16 protein-coding genes are annotated in these 20,914 nt (G+C 64.3%); 10 read left to right on the top strand and 6 right to left on the bottom strand.

Annotation, left to right across the window (positions count from 1 at the left end; all coding sequences use genetic code 11):
* The first annotated feature begins 79 nt into the window (after positions 1–79).
* The 7 genes from EN861_RS25445 (at position 80) to EN861_RS25405 (ending at position 12,895) form a co-directional block, all read left to right on the top strand.
* A complete protein-coding gene (locus EN861_RS25445; protein ID WP_135866285.1) occupies positions 80–5,560 on the top strand; it encodes an alpha-2-macroglobulin family protein in 5,481 nt (1,826 codons plus the stop codon).
* A 245-nt stretch (positions 5,561–5,805) separates the two neighbouring features.
* Positions 5,806–7,896, top strand: a complete 2,091-nt coding sequence (gene pbpC, locus EN861_RS25435) for a penicillin-binding protein 1C (RefSeq protein WP_245512111.1) — start codon at positions 5,806–5,808, stop codon at positions 7,894–7,896.
* Between the two features lie 204 nt (positions 7,897–8,100).
* Complete coding sequence (locus tag EN861_RS25425; protein WP_135866282.1) at positions 8,101–8,850, top strand: M15 family metallopeptidase; 750 nt, start codon at positions 8,101–8,103, stop codon at positions 8,848–8,850.
* Positions 8,851–9,061: 211 nt separating this feature from the next.
* Positions 9,062–10,090 carry a sulfate ABC transporter substrate-binding protein gene (locus tag EN861_RS25420; RefSeq protein WP_127278932.1) on the top strand — a complete coding sequence of 343 codons (1,029 nt, stop codon included), beginning with the start codon at positions 9,062–9,064 and terminating at the stop codon, positions 10,088–10,090.
* Positions 10,091–10,113: 23 nt separating this feature from the next.
* Entirely contained in the window at positions 10,114–10,965 is an 852-nt protein-coding gene (gene cysT, locus EN861_RS25415) for a sulfate ABC transporter permease subunit CysT (RefSeq protein ID WP_135866279.1), read from the top strand.
* On the top strand, positions 10,958–11,842 hold the full coding sequence (gene cysW / locus EN861_RS25410) for a sulfate ABC transporter permease subunit CysW (protein WP_127873179.1): 885 nt from the start codon (positions 10,958–10,960) through the stop codon (positions 11,840–11,842). The genes cysT and cysW overlap by 8 nt, the downstream gene beginning before the upstream one ends.
* Positions 11,843–11,854: 12 nt before the next feature.
* Positions 11,855–12,895, top strand: coding sequence for a sulfate/molybdate ABC transporter ATP-binding protein (locus EN861_RS25405; protein ID WP_127280599.1), 1,041 nt, complete (start codon positions 11,855–11,857; stop codon positions 12,893–12,895).
* A 53-nt stretch (positions 12,896–12,948) separates the two neighbouring features.
* Here EN861_RS25405 and EN861_RS25400 read toward each other — a convergent pair whose 3' ends face one another.
* Together EN861_RS25400 and EN861_RS25395 are read right to left on the bottom strand one after the other, a co-directional pair.
* A complete protein-coding gene (locus EN861_RS25400; protein ID WP_135866431.1) occupies positions 12,949–13,425 on the bottom strand; it encodes a GNAT family N-acetyltransferase in 477 nt (158 codons plus the stop codon).
* Positions 13,425–13,706: a DUF1778 domain-containing protein gene (locus tag EN861_RS25395; protein WP_127280600.1), complete on the bottom strand. Its 282-nt coding sequence runs from the start codon at positions 13,704–13,706 to the stop codon at positions 13,425–13,427. Before EN861_RS25395 ends, EN861_RS25400 begins: the two co-directional genes overlap by 1 nt.
* Positions 13,707–13,940: 234 nt before the next feature.
* Between EN861_RS25395 and EN861_RS25390 the strand changes: the two genes are divergently transcribed.
* From EN861_RS25390 to EN861_RS25380, 3 genes are all read left to right on the top strand, one after another.
* Positions 13,941–14,924 (top strand): sulfate ABC transporter substrate-binding protein, encoded by a 984-nt coding sequence (locus EN861_RS25390; protein WP_127280601.1) that lies wholly within the window; start codon positions 13,941–13,943, stop codon positions 14,922–14,924.
* A 251-nt stretch (positions 14,925–15,175) separates the two neighbouring features.
* Positions 15,176–15,625, top strand: a complete 450-nt coding sequence (locus EN861_RS25385) for an Rrf2 family transcriptional regulator (protein ID WP_023769580.1) — start codon at positions 15,176–15,178, stop codon at positions 15,623–15,625.
* A 10-nt stretch (positions 15,626–15,635) separates the two neighbouring features.
* Positions 15,636–16,787, top strand: a complete 1,152-nt coding sequence (locus EN861_RS25380; RefSeq protein ID WP_135866277.1) for a hypothetical protein — start codon at positions 15,636–15,638, stop codon at positions 16,785–16,787.
* Here EN861_RS25380 and EN861_RS25375 read toward each other — a convergent pair.
* Genes EN861_RS25375 through EN861_RS25360 form a run of 4 tightly spaced genes read right to left on the bottom strand, consistent with a single transcriptional unit; the run spans position 16,782 to position 20,840 of the window.
* Positions 16,782–17,330 (bottom strand): gluconokinase, encoded by a 549-nt coding sequence (locus tag EN861_RS25375; protein ID WP_127280762.1) that lies wholly within the window; start codon positions 17,328–17,330, stop codon positions 16,782–16,784. The genes EN861_RS25380 and EN861_RS25375 overlap by 6 nt on opposite strands.
* Positions 17,331–17,332: 2 nt before the next feature.
* Positions 17,333–18,319 carry an ABC transporter permease gene (locus EN861_RS25370; protein ID WP_127280763.1) on the bottom strand — a complete coding sequence of 329 codons (987 nt, stop codon included), beginning with the start codon at positions 18,317–18,319 and terminating at the stop codon, positions 17,333–17,335.
* Positions 18,316–19,296: an ABC transporter permease gene (locus EN861_RS25365; RefSeq protein ID WP_127280764.1), complete on the bottom strand. Its 981-nt coding sequence runs from the start codon at positions 19,294–19,296 to the stop codon at positions 18,316–18,318. The genes EN861_RS25370 and EN861_RS25365 overlap by 4 nt, the downstream gene beginning before the upstream one ends.
* Positions 19,293–20,840 (bottom strand): sugar ABC transporter ATP-binding protein, encoded by a 1,548-nt coding sequence (locus EN861_RS25360; RefSeq protein ID WP_135866275.1) that lies wholly within the window; start codon positions 20,838–20,840, stop codon positions 19,293–19,295. The genes EN861_RS25365 and EN861_RS25360 overlap by 4 nt, the downstream gene beginning before the upstream one ends.
* Positions 20,841–20,914: the final 74 nt, after the last annotated feature.

Genomic DNA, 20,914 nt, shown 5'->3' with positions numbered 1-20,914 from the left:
GACCTGCCGCGTCCGCGCGTTGACAAGCCTGACTGAAGCTTGAACATGCCCGGACGTCTGCAATTGTCTGGAGGGTGTTATGGCAATGCGCGCGGCTCGTGGTCTGTCGATTCTCGTCCTTCTTTTCTTTGCCTGTGGTAGCGTCGCGCAAGCGGCGGAAGCGCGAAGAATCGCAACGACGGACAATTCCGATTATTTCGGCTTCGATCTCAGGTCCGACCAGAACGTCACGCTCGACCAGTGCAAGACGACATGCCTCGGCGATCCGACCTGCCGCGCCTTCACCTACAACACCAAGGCCAAATGGTGCTTTCTCAAATCCGACTATAACCAGTTGAAATCCTTCAACGGCGCGGTCGCCGGCAAGGTCGTCAACATCGACGGCGATCCAGATATCGGCGCGCCGCCGGAACTCGCCTTCTTCCCCAACTGGATGGCCGACCAGGCCCAGCAATACCGCAACAAGCTGCTTGGCCCTGCCTTTGACAAGCCGACGGAGGGCATGGCGGCGCTGATCAACTCGGCCGAACAAGCCGTACAGACCGGCGACCATCGCTCCGCCATGCAGAAATACGAGGCCGCTGTCTCGGTCATGCCGGATGACGGCCAGCTCTGGCTCAAGCTGGCGCGCGAAACGCTGGCCGTGCAGCCCGCCGCGAGCACCTCCGAAGCCTCAACTTTGCCGGCAAACGCCACGTCGGCCGCCTTCAACGCCTACAAGTTGCTGCGCACCACCAAGACGCGCGCCGAAGTGCTGGCGCTGCTCGGCAATGGTCTCGACAAGCGCGATCTCTACCGGCCGGCGCTGCAGGCCTATGAAGCCAGCCTTGCGCTGGAAAGCTCGCCCGCGGTCCAGGCCGACTATGCCGATCTGAAGGCCCGCAAGGGATTCCGCGTCATCGATCACTCTGTCGATGCCGACACCAGCGCGCCGCGCATCTGCGCGCAATTCTCCGAGGATCTGGTCAAGACCGGCGTCGACTACGCGCAGTTCGTCACCGTCGACAACGCCGCGCCCAAGGGCATCGAGGCCAAGGACAAGCAGATCTGCGTCGAAGGGCTCGAACACGGCCAGCACTATGACGTCACCTTCCGCGCCGGCCTGCCGGCCGCGATCGGCGAAGTGACCGCTGCCCCCGTGGTGCTGTCGATCTATGTGCAGGACCGCGCGCCATCCGCCCGCTTCACCGGCGACAGCTTCGTGCTGCCGGCCGGCGCGCGCCGCGGCATTCCGGTCGTCACCGTCAACATGAACGCCGCCGAGATGAAGCTCTACCGCATCGGCGACCGCTCGCTGGCGCAGCTGCTGTCGGGCTACCAGTTCCTGCACCAGCTCGACGGCTATGACATTTCCAACATTTCCGAGCAGATGGGCGCGCCGGTCTGGCAGGGCCAACTCGACATCGTCAACGATCTCAACAAGGAGGTCACCACCTCCTTCCCGGTCGACGAAGCGCTGCCGCAGCGCAAGCCCGGCGTCTATGTGCTGACGGCCAAGGCCGTCAACGACAAGAGCGACGATTACGGTTCGCTGGCCACGCAGTGGTTCGTCGTCTCCGACATCGGCCTGTCGACCTACACCGGCCAGGACGGGCTCAACGTCTTTGCCCGTTCGCTGGGTAGCGCCAAGCCGATTGCCGGGGCCGAACTGACACTGGTTGCTCGTAACAACGAGGTTCTCGGAACCGCGACGTCGGATGCGAACGGCCATGCCGTCTTCAACCCCGGCCTGACGCGCGGTGACGGCGGCATGGTGCCGGCCGTGCTGATGGCCAAGCAGGGGGACAATGATTTCGTCTTCCTCGATATGTCAAAGGCCGGCTTCGACCTGTCCGACCGCGGCGTCACCGGACGCGCCGCACCGGGCGCGCTCGACGTCTATGCCTGGACCGAACGCGGCATCTATCGCGCCGGTGAGGACGTCCATGTCGCCGCGCTTGCCCGCGACGGCGCGGCCAAGGCGGTCGAGAACCTGCCGCTGACCTTTATCTTCTCGCGTCCCGATGGCGTCGAGGACCGCCGCATCGTCAGCGACGGCGCATCGGCCGGCGGCCACGCCGTCGACCTGCCGCTCGAAGCCAACGCCATGCGCGGCACATGGTCGGTGTCGATCCACACCGACCCCAAGCAGCCGGCGGTTGCCAGCCAGATGTTCCTGGTCGAGGACTTCGTGCCGGATCGCATCGAGTTCGACATGAAGGCCGACAAGCAGGAGATTGCGCGGGGCGAAACCGCCAACATCAACATTGACGGCCGCTTCCTCTATGGCGCGCCGGCGGCGGGCCTGGCGCTGGAAGGCGAACTGACCCTGTCGACGTCCCGGGACTGGGACCGCTTCCCCGACTTTTCCTTCGGCCTCGCCGACGAGCAGTCGGCGGAGCCCACGGTCACGCCGCTCGCCGATCTGCCGGTGGTCGGCGATGACGGCAAAGCGACCTTCCCGATCTCCGTCGACCAATTGCCCTCGACCACCAAGCTGGTCGACGGCAAGGTGACGGTGCGCATGCGCGAAACCGGTGGCCGCGCCATCGAGCGCTCGCTCAACATCGGCATCCGCCCGCAAGGCCATATGATCGGCATTCGTCCGGATTTCGCCGATGGTGAAGTGCCGCAGGGCGGCACGGCCAAGTTCAGCCTGATCGCCGTCGATCCCGACGGCAAGCGCGAGGCGCTGAAAGGCGCGCAGTGGACGCTGGTCAAGGTCGAACGCAATTATCAGTGGTACCGCTCCAACAACTCCTGGAACTACGAGCCGGTGAGCTTCACCAAATCGATCGCCAACGGCCAGATCGATCTCAACGCCGATGGCGACGCCGCCGTCTCCGTACCTGTCGACTGGGGCCAGTACAGGCTCGAGGTCGAGACATCGGATCCCGAGGGGCCGGCGACCAGCTATGAATTCGACGCCGGCTGGTATGTCGCCTCGACCACCACCGAAACGCCTGACGGCCTGGAGATCGCTCTCGACAAGGACAATTATGCCGCGGGCGAAGTGGCAAAGCTGAAAATCTCGCCGCATTTTGCCGGCGAATTACTGATCAACATCGGCTCCGACAAGCTGCTGAAAACCATCACGGCGACCGTGCCGGCCGGCGGCAGCACCGTCGACATCCCGGTTGGCGACGACTGGGGCGCCGGCGCCTATGTCACGGCAACCCTTTTCCGGCCGGGCGACGCGCAGGAAACGCGCATGCCCGCCCGCGCCATCGGCGTGAAATGGCTCACCGTCGATCCGGGCGCCAAGAAGCTTGCCGTCACGCTCACGCCGCCGGACAAGACAATGCCGCGCCAGCAGCTGTCGATCCCGGTTTCCGTGGCCGGCGTGCAGCCGGGCACCAACGCCTATGTCACCGTTGCCGCCGTCGATGTCGGCATCCTCAACCTGACCAACTACAAGGCGCCGGATCCGGAGAACTGGTTCTTTGGCCAGCGCATGCTGGGCATGGAGATCCGCGACATCTACGGCCGCCTGATCGATGGCTCGCTGGGCACCACCGGCAAGCTCAGGACCGGCGGTGACGGCGCCAACATGCAGACGCAAGGCAGCCCGCCCACTGAAAAACTGGTCGCCTTCTTCTCCGGCATCGTCCAGCTCGACGCCGACGGCAAGGCGCGGATCGACTTCGACATCCCGCAGTTCAACGGCACCGTGCGCGTCATGGCTGTCGCCTGGACCAAGGAGGCGATCGGCCATGCCCAGTCGGACGTGATCGTGCGTGATCCCGTTGTGATCACCGCCGGCCTGCCGCGCTTCCTGGCGCCTGGCGACAACGCCGTCATGCGTCTCGACGTTGCCGACACCGACGGACCGGCCGGCGACTATGCGCTGTCGATCGATACGACGGGGGACCTGTCGACAGGTGACAAGCCCCTGCCCCAGAAGCTGACGCTCGCCCAGGGTAAGCGCCAGACCTTGACCGTGCCGCTGATCGCAAAGACGGCGGGCAATGCCTCGCTGACCATCAAGCTGGCGCATGCGGACGGCACCAAGGTCGAGCAGACGCTCTATGTCCCGGTGCGTCCGGCCCAATTGCCGGTCACCACGCGCCTCGTGGTCGACCTCAAGGGCAATGGCGGCGCGCTTCGCGTCGACAAGGAGCTGCTGGCTGCCAGCCTGCTCGAAGGCGCATCGGTCAGCGTCGGCGTTTCGCAGGCTGCGGCCTTCGACGTGCCGTCGCTCTTGATGACGCTCGATCGTTACCCCTATGGTTGCGCCGAGCAGACCACCAGCCGCGCCATGCCGCTTCTCTACGTCAACGAGATGGCATCAGGCGTCGGCATGGAAAGCGACCCTGAACTGCACGGGCGCATCCAGGATGCGATCTACAAGGTCCTGAGCTACCAGTCCTCGAGCGGCAGCTTCGGCCTGTGGGGTCCGGGCTCCGGCGATCTGTGGCTCGACGCCTATGTCAGCGAATTCCTGACCAGGGCGCGGGAGCAGAAATACGACGTGCCGGCTCTGGCGATGAACCAGGCCCTGAACAACCTGCAGAACTCGCTCGGCTACGACCAGAGCGTACAGGACCGCGGTAGCGAGATCGCCTACGCCCTCTACGTGCTGGCCCGCAACAAGAAGGCCTCGATCGGCGATCTGCGCTACTACGCCGACACCCAGCTCGAAGCCTTCTCGAGCCCGATGGCCGTCGCCCAGTTGGCGGCGAGCCTTGCGCTCTATGGCGACACGCAGCGTTCGGAGGCGACGTTCAAGACCGCGCTGCAACTGGCCAAGTCGAGCACCGACTACGACTGGTACCGTTCCGACTACGGCTCGGCATTGCGTGACGGCGCGGCGATGCTGTCGCTGGCGGCGGAATCGAAGCCGGTATCGACGATCGTGCCCGAGCTGATCAAGCTGGTGACAAGGAAACGCGCCGAAGCCCGCTGGACCAGCACCCAGGACGATTCCTGGATGCTGCTGGCGGCGCGTGCGCTGAAGGAGGGCAATGACTCCATCGCACTGACCGTCAACGGCGCGCCGCATTCCGGCGGCTATTCCAACCAGGTCAACGGCTCCGACCTGGTCGACAGCCCGCTCGAAATCGCCAACACCGGCAAGACCCCGCTGCAGGCCGTCGTCACCACCGTGGCGTCGCCGATCCAGCCCTTGCCGGCCGGCGGCGACGGCTTCACCATCAGCCGCACCTACTACAAGCTCGACGGCACCGAAGCCAATGTGACTGAGGCCACCCAGAACGAACGCTATGTCGTCGTGCTCAAGGTCACCGAGCAGAACAGCTGGCCGTCGCGCCTGCTGGTTACCGACCTGTTGCCGGCCGGCTTCGAGATCGACAATCCGGGGCTGGTTTCCAGCGCCCAGTTGACGAACTTCTCCTGGCTGGCACAGACCGACGCCGCGCATCTGGAATTCCGCGACGACCGCTTCGTCGCGGCATTCAACCCGGCCGACGGCGACCACGACCACAATCTGACGCTTGCCTATGTCGTGCGCGCCGTCACGCCGGGCACCTATGCCCATCCGGCGGCAGCGGTGGAGGACATGTACCGGCCGCAATATTCGGCCCGCACCGCCACCGGCATGATGGAGATCAAGGCGCCGTAAGGTGCCTTGGCGGATATGAACGTGAGGCTTGCGCTGCCCCTCATTGCCCTGCCGGGCATTTCTCCCCGTATAGTGACGGGGAGAAAGGGGCTAGCGCCGACCGCCGCGACAGCTCCCTTCTCCCCGTCACTATTCGGGGAGGTGAGCCGTGGTCCGCGCAGCGGACGAAAAGCCAATTGCTTGGCTTTTCGAACGGCGAACGCCCGAAGGGCCGTCGTGCCGGCAGGCGGATGAGGGGCAGCGCCATGCTCTCCAAGAAATTCATTTGGCGGGCCGCCATTGCGGGAGCATCGCTAGCCGTCGTTGCGGCAATCGCCACCGCCGCCCTCTGGGAACTCGACCGCGCCTTCCCCCCACCATTGCCCGCAACTCTGACCGTCTCCGCCGAAGTCCAGGACCGCGACGGCCAGCTGTTGCGCGCCTTCGCGACGCCTGACGGCTACTGGCGGCTGGAGACCCGGCTGGACCAGGTCGACAAGCAGTTCGTCGACATGTTGGTCACCTATGAGGACAAGCGCTTCTGGGACCATGAGGGCGTCGATGTGCTGGCTCTCGCCCGCGCCGCCGGCCAATTCGCCACCAGCGGCCATATCGTTTCCGGCGGCTCGACCCTGTCGATGCAGCTTGCCCGGCTGATCGAGCCGCGCGAAAGCCGCAGCCTCGGCTCCAAGATCAAGCAGATGCTGCGCGCCATCCAGATCGAGCGGCGGCTGTCGAAGCGCGACATCCTCGAGCGCTATCTCACGCTGGCGCCCTATGGCGGCAACCTGGAAGGCGTGCGCGCCGCTTCGCTCGCCTATTTCGGCAAGGAACCGAAGCGGCTCACCGTTTCCGAGGCCGCCCTTCTCGTCGCCCTCCCCCAATTGCCGGAAAAGCGCCGGCCCGACCGCAACCTCCAGATCGCCCACGCCGCGCGCGATCGTGTGCTGAGCCGCATGGTCTCGTCAGGCCTGATCGGCGAACGCGAGGCGGCACGCGCCGCACTTGACGATGTCTCGGGCCTGCGCCGCACCTTGCCGGCGCTTGCCGCGCATGCCTCCTATGCGATGCTTCCCAAGGCCGTTCCGGGTCAGCCGCTCAAGCTGACGATCCGCAAAAGCGTCCAGCAAGGACTGGAACAGGTGGCGCGCGATGCCGCCACCAAGCTCGGGCCGCGTCTGTCCGTCGCCATGGTGCTGGCCGATGCCCGCACCGGCGACATTCTGGGCGAAGTCGGCTCGGCCAATTTCTTCGATTCCAGCCGTTCCGGCTGGATCGACATGACCAAGGTCGTGCGCTCGCCCGGCTCGACGCTGAAGCCGTTCATCTACGGCCTCGCCTTCGAGCAGGGACTGGTGGCGCAGGAAACGCTGATCGAGGACAGCCCGGTCGATTTCAGCGGCTACAGGCCGAAGAATTTCGACATGGGCTATCAGGGCGATGTCTCGATCCGCCAGGCTTTGCAACTATCGCTCAACGTGCCGGCGATCCGCGTGCTCGACGCGGTCGGCCCGGCACGGCTGACGGCGCGCTTCCGCCAGGCGGGCGTCAACCCGATCCTGCCGGTCAATGAAGCGCCCGGCCTGGCCATCGGCCTCGGCGGCGTCGGCGTCACGCTGCGCGACCTGGTCCAGCTCTACACAGGGCTCGCCAATGGCGGCAAGACGCATTCGCTGCATGACGGCACCGAGCCGGCCAACGCCGCGAGTTCGACCACCACCATCCTCAACGACCAGGCCAACTGGCAGATCGTCGACATTTTGTCGGGTGTGAAGCCACCCGAAGGCGCCCTGCAGCGCGGCATTGCCTACAAGACCGGCACCTCTTACGGCTACCGTGACGCCTGGTCGGTCGGCTTCGACGGCCGCTATGTGCTGGGTGTCTGGGTCGGCCGGCCCGATGCCGGCGCGGTGCCTGGTCTTTCCGGCTATGTCTCGGCCGCCCCGATCCTGTTCGAAGGCTTTGTCCGCTCGGGGCTGGCGACCGTACCGCTGCCGGGCAAACCGCCCGGCGCCTTCACCCCCAAGCGCGAGGACCTGCCGGTGACGCTTGCCCGCTTCGGCGCCGGCGCGGATGGCCTGGTGCAGGCGACCCCGACCGAACCCGCGCCGACCATCATCTTCCCGCCGGATGGCGCCCGCGTCGATCTCGCCACCAACTCGGCCGATGCGTCGCCACTGGTGCTGAAGCTCCAAGGCGGCCGGGCGCCGTTCCGCTGGCTGGCCAACGGCAAGCCGCTCATCGGCCTCGATCGCCGCCGCACCGCGACATGGCAGCCCGACGGCGCGGGTTATTCGACGCTGACCGTCATCGACGCGGCGGGACGGGCGGCCAGTGTGAAAGTGTTCGTTGAATAGGCTGCGTCAAGGGATTCAGGAGACTGGCCTTTCGAGGTCCGGGAATAAGGGATAAATTGCCTGATGTCCGGTGCGAGGCGCCCCCCTCTGGCCTGCCGGCCATCTCCCCCTCAAGGGGGGAGATCGGATGGCCAGGCCGCTTTCGGCAATGACCAACGGCGGCGCGCGACGCAAAAGCTGCCAATCTCCCCCCTCGAGGGGGAGATGCCCGGCAGGGCAGAGGGGGGCGTGCCACGCCATACCTTACGCAGTATAGCCGCCATTTTAGCGGCTTTCTTCGCAGTCACCCTTCCCGCCTCGGCCGATCCCCTGCCCACCGGCTTCGTCCGATTGGCCGCCATCGATGCCTCGATCCGCCAGGACATCCGCTATTCCGGCGCCGACAATTTTCTGCATCGCAAGGTAAGCGGCTATGATGCGCCGGTCTGCATCCTCGCCCGGCAGGCGGCCTTAGCCGTTGCCGGGGTCCAGAAGGCAATGGTCGCCAGGGGCATGACGCTGATCGTGTTCGACTGCTATCGCCCTGCCCGCTCCGTGGCCGACATGGGCGATTGGACGACCGCGGGCGGGCCGCCGGACCCGCAATGGTATCCGAAGGTCAAGCGCGGCGACCTCATCGCCGAGGGCTATGTCGCCCGCCAGTCGGCACATTCGCGCGGCTCGACCGTCGATATCGCCATCGCACCGGCCGACAGTATGTCCGTGTCGAAACCGGCCTGCGGCGCGGTCGATGCCAACACCCTCGATTTCGGCACCGGCTTCGACTGCTTCGACCGGACGAGTGAGACCGCGCATCGCCCGCTCGGCGCCGAAGCGGCGGCAAACCGCAAGCTCCTCGTCGATGCCATGCGTGCTGGAGGTTTCAGGAACTACGCGCGAGAATGGTGGCATTTTACGCTCGACCAAGAGCCATTTCAAAAGCAGCGCTTCGATTTCCCGGTGACCGCCGAGTGACCTGCCCAAAGCAGACTTGCCCGGCAACCGCGCGTCCCTAGATAGGCCACAGGGCGGACCGACTCCGGCGCGGAGCAACCGCGAGGAAAATATTTCTCATAGCCGCGGCAGAACGCCGGAGATTTTCTCCAGGGAGGCAAAAAAGGCAACATTCAATGCATCTAATTTCTATAATTTCGGTAGATTTGGCGCGGGTTCAACGGAGGCAGAAATGACCAAACCTCATTTCAGGAAACTGCTCGGCGCACTGGTCGCCACATCTGTCCAGTTCGGCACGCTCGGTTTCGCGTTTGCCGACACCACCATTCTCAACGTGTCCTACGATCCGACGCGCGAGCTCTACAAGGCTTATGACGAGGCCTTCGCCGCGCATTGGAAGACAGAAACCGGCGAGACGGTGACGATCCAGCAGTCACATGGCGGATCGGGCGCCCAGGCCCGCGCCGTGATCGACGGCCTCGACGCCGATGTGGTGACGCTGGCTCTCGAAGGCGACATCAATGCCATCGTCTCCAAATCGAAAAAGATCAATCCCGATTGGCGCAAGAAATTCGAAAACAATTCAGCGCCTTACACCTCGACCATCATCTTCCTTGTCCGCAAGGGCAATCCCAAGGGCATTCACGACTGGAACGACCTCGTCAAGGACGGCGTCCAGGTGATCACGCCCAACCCCAAGACGTCGGGCGGCGCGCGTTGGAACTATCTCGCGGCCTGGGCCTATGCCAACGCCAATGATGGCGGCGACGAAGCCAAGACCAAGGAATTCGTCGGCAAGCTCTATGCCAATGCTCCCGTGCTCGACACCGGTGCGCGCGGCTCGACAGTGACCTTCGCGCAAAAAGGCCTTGGCGACGTGCTGATCGCCTGGGAAAACGATGCCTATCTGGCGCTCGACGAGTTTGGCGCCGACAATTTCGACATCGTCTATCCGCCGACCTCGATCCTGGCCGAGCCGCCGGTGGCCGTGGTCGATGCCAATGTCGACGCCAAGGGCACGCGCAAGGTGGCCGAGGCCTATCTGAGCTACCTCTATTCCAAGGAAGGCCAGACCATCATCGCCAAGAACCATTACCGGCCGTCCAAGCCCGAACTGGTTCCGCCCGAGGATCTCGCCAAGCTGCCGCCTATCAAGCTGATCACCATCGACGACCCGCTTTTCGGTGGTTGGAAGAAGGCACAGCCTTATCATTTCGGCGACGGTGGTATATTCGACCAGATCTACAAACCGGCCCAGTGAGCTAAAACCTAGATCAGGACGATATGACCACAGCACCCGCGCAGGCGGGGTGGCGGTTCAGACAGCCGAGCGTCATTCCGGGTTTCGGATTGACGCTCGGCTTCTCGCTTGCCTACCTCACCCTCATCATCCTCATACCGCTATCCGGGCTGATCTGGCGTTCGGCCGCTCTCGGCTGGATCGATTTCTGGGCCATCGCCACCGATCGCCGCACCCTCAACGCACTTGAAATCAGCTTCGGCACCGCCTTCATCGCGGCTGTCGTCAATGTCGTTTTCGGCACGCTCGTCGCCTGGGTGCTGGTGCGTTACCGCTTTCTCGGCCGCCGCATCGTCGATGCCATGGTCGACCTGCCATTCGCGCTGCCGACGGCGGTGGCCGGCATCGCGCTGACCACGCTCTACGCGCCGAACGGCTGGATCGGCAAATTGCTGATGCCGCTCGGCATCAAGGTCGCCTACACGCCGCTCGGCATCGTCATCGCGCTGGTCTTCATCGGCTTGCCCTTTGTCGTGCGCACCGTGCAGCCGATCATGGAGGAAATCGACAAGGAGGTGGAGGAAGCAGCCGCCACGCTTGGCGCCAGCCGCTTCCAGATCGTCACCCGCGTGCTCTTTCCGGGCCTGGCGCCGGCCATCATCACCGGCTTCTCGCTCGCCTTCGCGCGCGGCGTCGGCGAATACGGCTCGGTCATCTTCATCGCCGGCAACCTGCCCTACAAATCCGAGATCGCACCGCTTCTGATCGTCATCCGGCTGGAGGAATACAATTACCCAGCGGCGACCGCGATCGCGGCAATCATGCTGGCGCTGTCGTTCGTCATGCTGCTGGTCGTCAATCTGGTGCAGACATGGAGCCGCAAGCGCTATGGCTGATCCCGAGATCAAATCCTACGAACCGTATCACGAGAGCCGCTCGGCGGCGGTGACCGAAAGCCGCCCAGCGCAGGCCGTGCTGATGGCCATCGCTTTCGCATTCCTCGGCATCTTCCTGCTTTTGCCGCTGATCATCGTCTTCCACGAGGCGCTGGCGAAAGGCGTCGGCGCCTATACGCAAGCACTGGGCGAACCGGACGCACGCTCGGCCATCCACCTGACACTGCTTGTCGCGGCGATCTCGGTGCCTCTCAATGTCGTCTTCGGCATCTCCGCCGCCTGGGCGATCGCCAAGTTCGAATTCAAGGGCAAGGCGTTTCTCACCACGCTGATCGACCTGCCCTTCTCGGTCTCGCCCGTCATTTCGGGTCTGGTCTACGTGCTTCTGTTCGGCGCCCAGGGGTTGCTCGGCGGGTGGCTGAAGGCACATGGCATCCAGATCTTGTTTGCCGTCCCGGGCATTGTGCTGGCCACCGTCTTCGTCACCTTCCCCTTCGTCGCCCGCGAACTGATCCCGCTGATGCAGGAACAGGGCAATGGCGACGAGGAGGCCGCCCTTTCGCTCGGCGCCAATGGCTGGCAGACCTTCTGGTTTGTGACCTTGCCCAACGTCAAATGGGGCCTGCTCTACGGCGTGCTTTTGTGCAATGCGCGCGCCATGGGCGAGTTCGGCGCGGTTTCGGTGGTGTCGGGCCACATACGCGGCCTGACCAACACCATGCCGCTGCATGTCGAAATCCTCTACAACGAGTACAACGCCGTCGGCGCTTTCGCCGTCGCCTCGCTGCTTGCCGGGCTGGCGCTCGTCACGCTGGTCTTGAAAACACTGCTCGAGATGCGCTACGGCGCCGAACTCGCCGCGACGCGCGGACATTAGAAGGTTCATTGTATGGAAGTTCGCGTTGCCAACGTGCGCAAGGAATTCGAGCGGTTTCCGGCGCTTCACGACGTGTCGCTCGACATCAAGTCGGGCGAATTGATTGCGTTGCTGGGACCATCCGGCTCCGGCAAGACGACCTTGCTCAGACTGATCGCCGGGCTGGAGCGGCCGACACGCGGGAAAATCTTCTTTGGTGACGAGGACGCTTCGCAGAAATCGATCCAGGAACGCAATGTCGGCTTCGTCTTCCAGCACTACGCGCTGTTCCGTCATATGACGGTGGCTGACAATATCGGCTTCGGCCTCAAGGTGCGGCACGGACCGTCGCGGCCGCCAGCAGCGGAGATCCGCCGCCGTGCTTCCGAGCTTCTCGATCTCGTCCAGCTTTCAGGGCTGGAGAAGCGCTATCCCGCGCAGCTTTCGGGCGGCCAGCGCCAGCGCGTGGCGCTCGCCCGCGCCATGGCCATCGAACCCAAGGTGCTGCTGCTCGACGAGCCGTTCGGCGCGCTCGACGCGCAGGTGCGCCGGGAACTGCGCCGCTGGCTGCGGGAAATCCATGACGCCACCGGCCACACCACCGTCTTCGTCACCCACGATCAGGAAGAGGCGCTGGAACTGGCCGACCGTGTCGTGGTGATGAGCCAGGGCCGTATCGAGCAGGTCGGCACCGCCGACGACATCTACGACACGCCGAATTCGCCCTTTGTCTACGGCTTCATCGGCGAATCGAGTTCCCTTCCGGTCAAGGTCGAGAATGGCGAGATCTGGCTGGCCGACCGTCCAATCGGATTGTCGGCGCCGCACGCGTCCGAGGGCGATGCGATGCTTTACTTCCGTCCGCATGATGTCGAACTGCTGGACGGCTGCAGCGGCTGCATCGCCGGCACCGTGGCGGCCAGCCGCCGCGTCGCCGGCACAAGGCGCGTCGAACTTGAAATCGGCGGCGAACGCCAGCGGGTCGAGATTGAGCTGCCGGTCGACCATCCGGCAGCGCAGAAGAGCCGCGTGGCGTTCCGCCCGGGGCGCTGGAAGCTGTTCCCGGCTGCATAGCGATCGGACCACGGTGAATCCGCCCCAGGGATGTCCCGGTCGGTGGCGGTCTTTCACCTGGCCTTCAACGACAACACCAGGGTCATCGGGTTTTTCGGGGAGGCCGCAAAGCCGTAGTGCTCGTAAAAGGCTTTCGCTTCATCCGATATGGCATGAACAAAAATTCCGCGAATACCGAGGATCGTCGCGGCTTGACCGGCGCGCAGGACGGCATCTTGCAGAAGCGCCGCGCCCAGCCCCTTCCGTTGCCAGCTTCCATCCACCGCGAGACGCCCGAGCACGACCATCGGAATGGGATCTGGCATGTTGCGGCGAACAATGCCGGGCGCTTCCGCCAGATCAAGCCCGCCCGAAGACAAGCAGTAGTAGCCGACAACGCGTGTGCCTTCCGCCACCACATAAGTACGCGATGCGCCACTGACCTGGTTGGCCCGTGCCCTGCGGCGAAGCCATTGGTCGAGACTTTCTGTTCCGCTTTGGAAAAGGCCGAGATCGTGGTTTTCTGCCAGGGGCGTGGGCGCCGATAGCATCAGTCCCGCCATGGCTTGGGCACGTTCATGAGGCGCCCAAAACCTTCCCCGCTCGGCGGTTTATCGAGGATGTCGAGATAATGCCGGTAACTCTCCGGATCCACCTTGATCAGGGTCTGGTCGAGTAGCGTGTCCTCGGCCGCACGATAGGCGGCGTCGATCATGAAGTCGGAGCGGGTTTTCCCACGTATTTTCGCGGCGCGGTCGATCAGTATGCGGATATCCTCTCGGATGCGCAGATTGACAGGCTTGGCGTGGGTTTCGGGCGCGGCTTTCGTCATGGAAGACTCCTTTCCGCCACCATAACATTGCGCATACACAATGTGTATCTATTTGTGGCTTTTATCAGAAACAGGCTGAAGAGGACCGACCTCAAGGTGAAAGAAAAAACTACGATATGTCTGTTTGGGAAACAGTTTTTTAGCAACAATGGTCAAGTCCTGAATCCATGCCTCGCCGCTCCTTCGCGCCCCGGCTATGGTCTGGCAATAGAGCATTACATCCGGAGCCTTTTCATGAAGCGATTTTTCCTCGGCGTTGCCGCCGCCGGTCTCCTCCTCGCATCCTCCCAAGCCTGGTCGGCCGACAAGCTGCTGAACGCCTCCTATGACGTCGGCCGCGAACTGTTCGTGCAGGTCAACAAGGCCTTCATATCAGAGCATCCGGGCGTCACCGTCGACCAGTCGCATGCCGGCACTTCGGCGCAGGCGCGCGCCATCGCCGAGGGCCTCGGCGCCGATGTCGTCACCTTCAACCAGGTTACCGACGTCGACTTCCTGGTCAAGAAGGGCCTTGTCTCCGCCGACTGGCAGAAGGACTTTCCCGACAATGCCTCGCCCTTCTATTCGCTGCCGTCGTTTCTCGTCCGTGCCGGCAACCCCAAGCACATCAAGGACTGGAACGATCTCGTGCGCGACGACGTGCAGGTGATCTTCCCCAACCCGAAAACGTCGGGCAATGCGCGCTACACCTATCTCGCGGCCACCGCCTACGCCAAGGAAGCCTTCAAGGGCGACGACGCCAAGGTGAAGGAGTTCATCACCAAGCTGTTCAACAACGTGCCGATCTTCGACACAGGCGGGCGCGCCGCCACCACCACCTTCGTGCAGCGCGAGATCGGCGACGTGCTGATCACCTTCGAATCCGAGACGCGCGGCATCCGCAAGGAATATGGCGACGACAAATTCGAGCAGGTCACGCCTTCGGTCAGCCTTCTGGCGGAGTTCCCGGTAGCGATCGTCGACAAGGTCGCCGACGAGCACGGCACGCGCGATCTGGCCAAGAGCTATCTCGACTTTCTCTATACGCCCGAGGGCCAGGGCATCGCCGCCGACAACGGCTTGCGCGCACGCGACGCGGCTGTCGCGGCCAAATACAAGGCCGATTTTCCGGATGTGCGCCTGCTGACGGTGGAAGACGTCTTCGGCGGTTGGGACAAGGTCCAAAAGGAGCATTTCGCCGCCGGCGGCCTGCTCGACCAGGCCTATGGCAGCCGCTAAAATCTCCGCGGACCGATAAAACGATCAGAAAAGCCGGCCGTGGGCCGGCTTTTCTCGTTTATGCAGCCGATAGCGCAAAGCGGCGCCCTTCGTGCAAAACGTTACAAAGAATCAACGCGTTTGTGCCTAACATGCGTTCCAATGGCTTTGTTTTCGCGAAACGGCGGGCGTGCGGAAGCAATGCCGTCATCATTTGCACACAAACAGCCGCCAGATGCGGGGTGGTTGGGGCTTCAACGGGTTATCAGGGCATGCTGACGAAAAAAGGCAAATACGGCCTCAAGGCCCTCGTGCATCTTTCCAATCTTCCGGTTGGCCAACTGGCCTTCGTCAACGACATCGCCGTCGCCAACAACATCCCGAAGAAATTCCTCGATGCCATACTGGGCGAATTGCGCAACGCCGGCTTCGTCCAGAGCCGCAAGGGCAAGGAAGGCGGCTATCGCCTCGCCCGCCCGGCTTCCGAGATCAAGATCGGCCATGTCGTGCGCGTGCTCGACGGGCCGCTGGCGCCGATACCTTGCGCCAGCCGCACGCAGTATCAGCGCTGCGAGGATTGCGACGAGGCGACCTGCCAGGTCCGGCACATGATGCTGGAAGTGCGCCAGGCGATCGCCGAGGTGCTGGACAACCGTAGCCTCGCCGCCATGCGCGATGCCGATAATGACGATTTCCCGGTCGAGTTGACTTCACAAATCTAGAGCCGGGTGGATGAGGCTGTCGAGGTTTACGAAATCCCGAAAAGCCGCCCGCAAGCAGCCATCGGCAGCCAGCTTTCGCACCGAAATCATCGCCGACGTCTTTGTTCCCGAATATGCCGAGGACGTGCGCTTCTTCAGCCGCAAGCTGGCCAATCCCGGCAGGCTCCGCCGCTTCTCCACCAGGGATCTTCGCGAAAGCCTGATTACCCTCTTCTACCTCGCGGTCGCGGCAGCGCTGCCGGTGCGCTGGTGGTCGCCGATCTGCGATTGGGCGTCGAGGTTTCGCTTGAAGCGCCATATGCGCAAGGACTTCCGCGCCTATGCCGCCGCAACGCGCGCGGTGCTCGGCGACGGCATCGATGCGCGCAAGCTGTTCGAGGCAATGCTCACGGCGCGCCATCGCCGCCGCATGCAACTTGCCGCGCATCTGGTCGCCGGCCGTTGGACGCCGACGATCCGGCTGGAGGGCCTCGAAGGCTTGCAGGCAGCCTTGCAACGCGGCCACGGCGCGATCCTCTGGTGCGATCAGTTCACCGCCCAGACGATGATCGGCAAGCGCGCCATACACGAGGCCGGCATCGAAGCGCATCAGGTCAGCGTCAACACGCATGGCGTGTCCGAGACGGTGTTCGGCCAGCGCTTCCTCAACCCGCCAATGATTCATGTCGAGAACCGGTTCCTGAAAAGCCGAATCGTCTTCGACCGTGACGACGCCTATCAGGTCACCATCCGCATTCAGAAGATGCTGAAGCAGAACGGCGTCGTGCTGATGACCAACACCATCCACGCCGGCTCGACCTTCACCGAAACCGCACTGGGCGAAAGCGGCTGGACCCACCTTGCCTCGGCACCGGCGAATTTCGCCGCCCGAGGCAAGACGGCCCTGTTTGCCATGTCGACTTTCGAGGACGTGCCCTTCCGGCAATACCGGGCCGTCTTGAGCCCCGAACTGGTGCCGCCGGCACCGGCGCTCACGGCAGTGAACACAACCAGGGACGGAGCCAAGAACATGGCCCTGCAGGCACACTACATCCTGCTGAAACGCGACCGCTTGCTGGAGGCGCTGAAGCAGTGCCCCGAGCAGATGATGTCCTGGTCGCGCCATGAGCGGTTGACCGAAGCTCAGGACGGCATCGGCATCAGCGCAGAAGAAGGCTCATGAGCGGCGCATCGAGCGCAATGCCTGGGTGACGAGTTCGTCGACCGGCTGCGTCGCGTCGAGCGTCAATGCCCGCTCGTCTTGGCCCGGCGGCTCCAGGATGGCGAACTGGCTGTCGACCAGGCTTGCCGGCATGAAATGGCCCTTGCGGTTGCCGACGCGCCGCCGTGCGGTGGCCGGATCGATCTCCAGATAGAGGAAGACGATATCGGGGCAAAAGCCGCGCAGCCGCTCGCGATAGCCGCGCTTCAGCGCCGAGCAGGCGGCGACCACACCTTGGCCGTTGCCGATCGACGCCGCGATCTGCTCGCCGATCGCGTCGAGCCAGCCCTCGCGCAGTTGATCGGTGAGCGGCTCGCCCCGCGCCATGCGGGCGACGTTTTCGGGCGGATGCAGCCTGTCGCCCTCGATGAAGACGGCACCCAGCGCGGCGGCCAGCGCGAGACCGAAGGCTGACTTGCCGCAGCCGGCGACGCCCATCACCACGATAGCCGGAGGTGCCAAACCGGAAGCGCCCGTCGGCGCCTGCGCTGCCTTTTCGTCCACCGTCAGCGGCTCGCCGGCGCGCGGCCGTAGAGAAGGAGCATGGCGACGATGACGACGCCATAGATGATCTGCCGTCCCGCCTCGGGCATCTGCATGACCGACAGGATGGATTGCAGCAGCGTGATCAGGATCACGCCCGCGACCGTGCCGAGATAGGAGCCGCGCCCACCCAGGATCGAGGTGCCACCGAGCACGACGGCCGCGATCGACGGCAGCAGATAGGCATCCCCCATAGATTGCGCCGCCTTGGAGGCGTAACCCGCCAGCAGCACGCCGCCAAAGGCGGAGAGCCCGCCGGAGACGGCAAAAGCGATCATCACCACGCGTCTTGTGTCGATGCCGGAGAGATAGGCGGCGCGCTCGCGGTTGCCGATGCCATAGACCGCGCGGCCAAAACCGCTGCGGGTCAGCACGAACACCATCGCGGCCCCGATCAGCGCCCAGATGATGACCGCGTTGGGGACGCCCGGAATGGTGAAGCCGGTGGCCAGGTAGCGCATGGCGCCGGTGGCCGAATCCTGCGGCGAGAATCCCCCGGTGTAGACCACCATCAGCCCTTGCGCGACGGCGTTGGTGGCCAGCGTGATGATCATCGAGGGGATGCGCAGATAGGCGACGCCAATGCCGTTGACGACGCCGATCAGCACGCCACAGAAGATGCCAAACGGGATCGCCAGCACCACGCCGGCCGGACCATAGGCCGCCGCCGCGCAGGCCATCATCGCGCCCGCCGCCACCGACCACGGCACCGACAGGTCGATCTGGCCGAGCAGGATGACCAGCATCATGCCGGTGGCAATGACGCCAAGGAACGAAGCCACCTTGAGCTGCTGCAAGAGATATTCAGGCGACAGGAAGCTGCGCGAATAGAGGCTGCCCACCAACAGCAGCACCACGATGCAGGCAAAGGCCGTCAGCACCGCCGGATCGGCGCGGCGGATGAATTTCGGCATGCGGCCGGCAATGCCGCCCAAGGTCGTCTCGCTCACAGGAACCACTCCAGCCGGTTGCGGACCCGAAACAGGGCGAAGGCGCCGAGGCTGACGGCGACCAGCAGGATAACGCCCTGGAACAGCGGCTGCCAGAGCGGATCGAAGTCGAAGACGAACAGAAGATCGCCGATCGTGCGGAAGGCCAGCGCGCCGAAGATGGCGCCGATGGCACTGCCCTTGCCACCGAACAAGGAGACGCCACCCAGCACCACGGCCGCGATCGAAAACAGCGTGTAGGCGTTGCCGCTGGCATAGGCTGCCTCCCCCGTATAGGTGAAGAAGGTGAGGAACAGCCCGCCGATCGCGGCCAGCAGGCCGGCCAGTGTGTAGGCGGCAAACTTGCCGCGACGGATCGGCACGCCAGACATGTAGGCAGCCGTTTCCGAAGAGCCGGCCGCGTAGGCGGCACGGCCGAGTACCGAACGGCTGAACGGCACCCAGATCAACAGCACGACCGCCAGCAGCACGACCAGGCTTGCCGGCACCAGATCGAAAAAACGTCCTGTCATGGCATCGGCCAGGTCCTCGTTGACCGAGCCGCCCGGGAATGGGCGCAGCAGGAGGCCCACTCCGTAATAGACCGCGCCGGTGGCGATGGTGGCGACGATCGGCTGCAGCCGCCCATAGATGACGATGGCGCCGTTGATGGCGCCGCACAGAAGGCCCGCCGCCAGCACGGCGATGACGCCGAGCGTGGTCTGCATCGGCGTGCCCACCACCAGCCAGGAGGCCAGGCAGTTGGTGAGCAGGAAGATCATGCCGACGGACAGGTCGATGCCGGAGGTGATGACGACCAGTGTCTGCGCCATGGCGACGAAGGCAAGCAGCACGCCCTTGTTCGCGGCCGTCTGCACGACATTGGCGGTGAAGCCCGCCGGATGGTTGGAGGTGTAGATGACGAACATGACGATGAAGATGCCGAGCGCCAGCAGCGTTCCGCGCTGCTCGGCCAGCCAGTAGCGCCAATCTTTCACGCTTCCGCTCCCAGGCCCACCGGGCTCTCCTCGCCATGGATGTTGAGCGCGCTCGATATCAGCGCCCGTTCGGTGATCTCGGCGCCGACCAGTTCGCGCTTGACCGCCCCGTCATAGAGCACCAGCACGCGGTCGCAGCAGCCGATCAACTCGTCATAATCGGTCGAATAGAACAGGATCGCCGCGCCCGCGTCCGCCAGCTTGCGCATCAGCTGATAGATTTCCTGCTTGGTGCCGACATCGATCCCGCGCGTCGGATCGTTGAGCAGGATGATGCGCGGCTGGCGCATCAGCCATTTGGCGATGACCACCTTCTGCTGGTTGCCGCCCGACAGCGCGCCGACCGGGATGTCGAGACCGGCCGTCTTGATCGCCAGCAGGCCGACCATGTCGTCGATCAGCCGCTGCTCGGTGGCGCGGTCGATGATGCCCCCTTTCGACAGCCGGTCAAGCGCGGCGAAGGACAGGTTTTCGCGCACCGTCATCGGCAGCATCAGGCCTTCGGTCTTGCGGTCTTCAGGGATGAGCGCCATGCCGATGCCATCCTCGCGGGCCGCCGCCGGGCTGGTAATCGTCACCGGCTTGCCGTCGATCAGCACCTCGCCGGAGAGGCCACGCAGCACACCGAAGAAAGCAAGCAGCAGTTCGCGCTGGCCCTGGCCGTCGAGCCCCCCGAGGCCGACGACCTCTCCTGCCCTGACGGTCAGCGAGATGTTGTCCAACCGGTCGGCCCACGACAATTTGCGCGCCTCGAGCCTGGGGGCGGCGTTGGCCGCTGCCGCTGGCGGCTTGGGCGGAAAAATATGGCTGTACTCGCGGCCGATCATCAGTTCGACCACCTCGTTGTCGCTCTTCGAGCCGGCCTTGTAGCTGGCGACGTTGCGTCCATTGCGGAACACCGTGCAATGATCGGCGAGTTCGGCGATTTCGTTCATGCGGTGGGAGATGTAGAGCAGCGCCAGCCCTTCCGAGCGCAGCCGCTTCAGCACAGCGAAAATCTTTGAGACGTCCGCAGCCGTCAGCGCCGATGTCGCCTCGTCGAGGATGAGGATACGTGGCTTGCGCGCCAGGGCCTTGGCGATCTCCACCATCTGCCGCCGCGACAGCGGCAGGTCCTTGACCAGCGCCAGCGGATGGATATCGGCGGCGCCCGCCCGCGCCAGCGCGTCCTCGGCGATGCGGCGCTGTGCCTTGCGGTCGATCATGCCGAAGCGTTTGGGTGGATCCGAAATGACGATGTTGTCGGCAACGCTGAGCTCGGGGATCAGCGACAATTCCTGGAAGATGCAGACGATGCCGGCCTTGTTCGCCGCACCGGGCGAAGCGAAGGTCACTTCGCGCCCATCCAGCATCATGCGGCCTTCATCAGGCGCCACGACACCCGCCATGACCTTGATCAGCGTCGACTTGCCGGCCCCGTTTTCACCGAGGATGGCATGGATGCTGCCGGCCTCGACCGTCAGCTCGGCCTTTTCCAGCGCCCGCACGCCGCCATAGCGCTTGGAAATGCCTTCCATGCGAAAGAGTGGAGCCGCACCGTCCATCAACCCTCCCAGGGGCAATCATGGGATTTCAGGGCTGGCGCCGCGGGTTGACCCGCGGCGCCGGCGATAGCAGT

The organism is Mesorhizobium sp. M8A.F.Ca.ET.218.01.1.1 (genome assembly GCF_004791165.1).
Lineage (GTDB): Bacteria > Pseudomonadota > Alphaproteobacteria > Rhizobiales > Rhizobiaceae > Mesorhizobium.
This window is presented reverse-complemented; position numbering and strand designations above follow the sequence as displayed.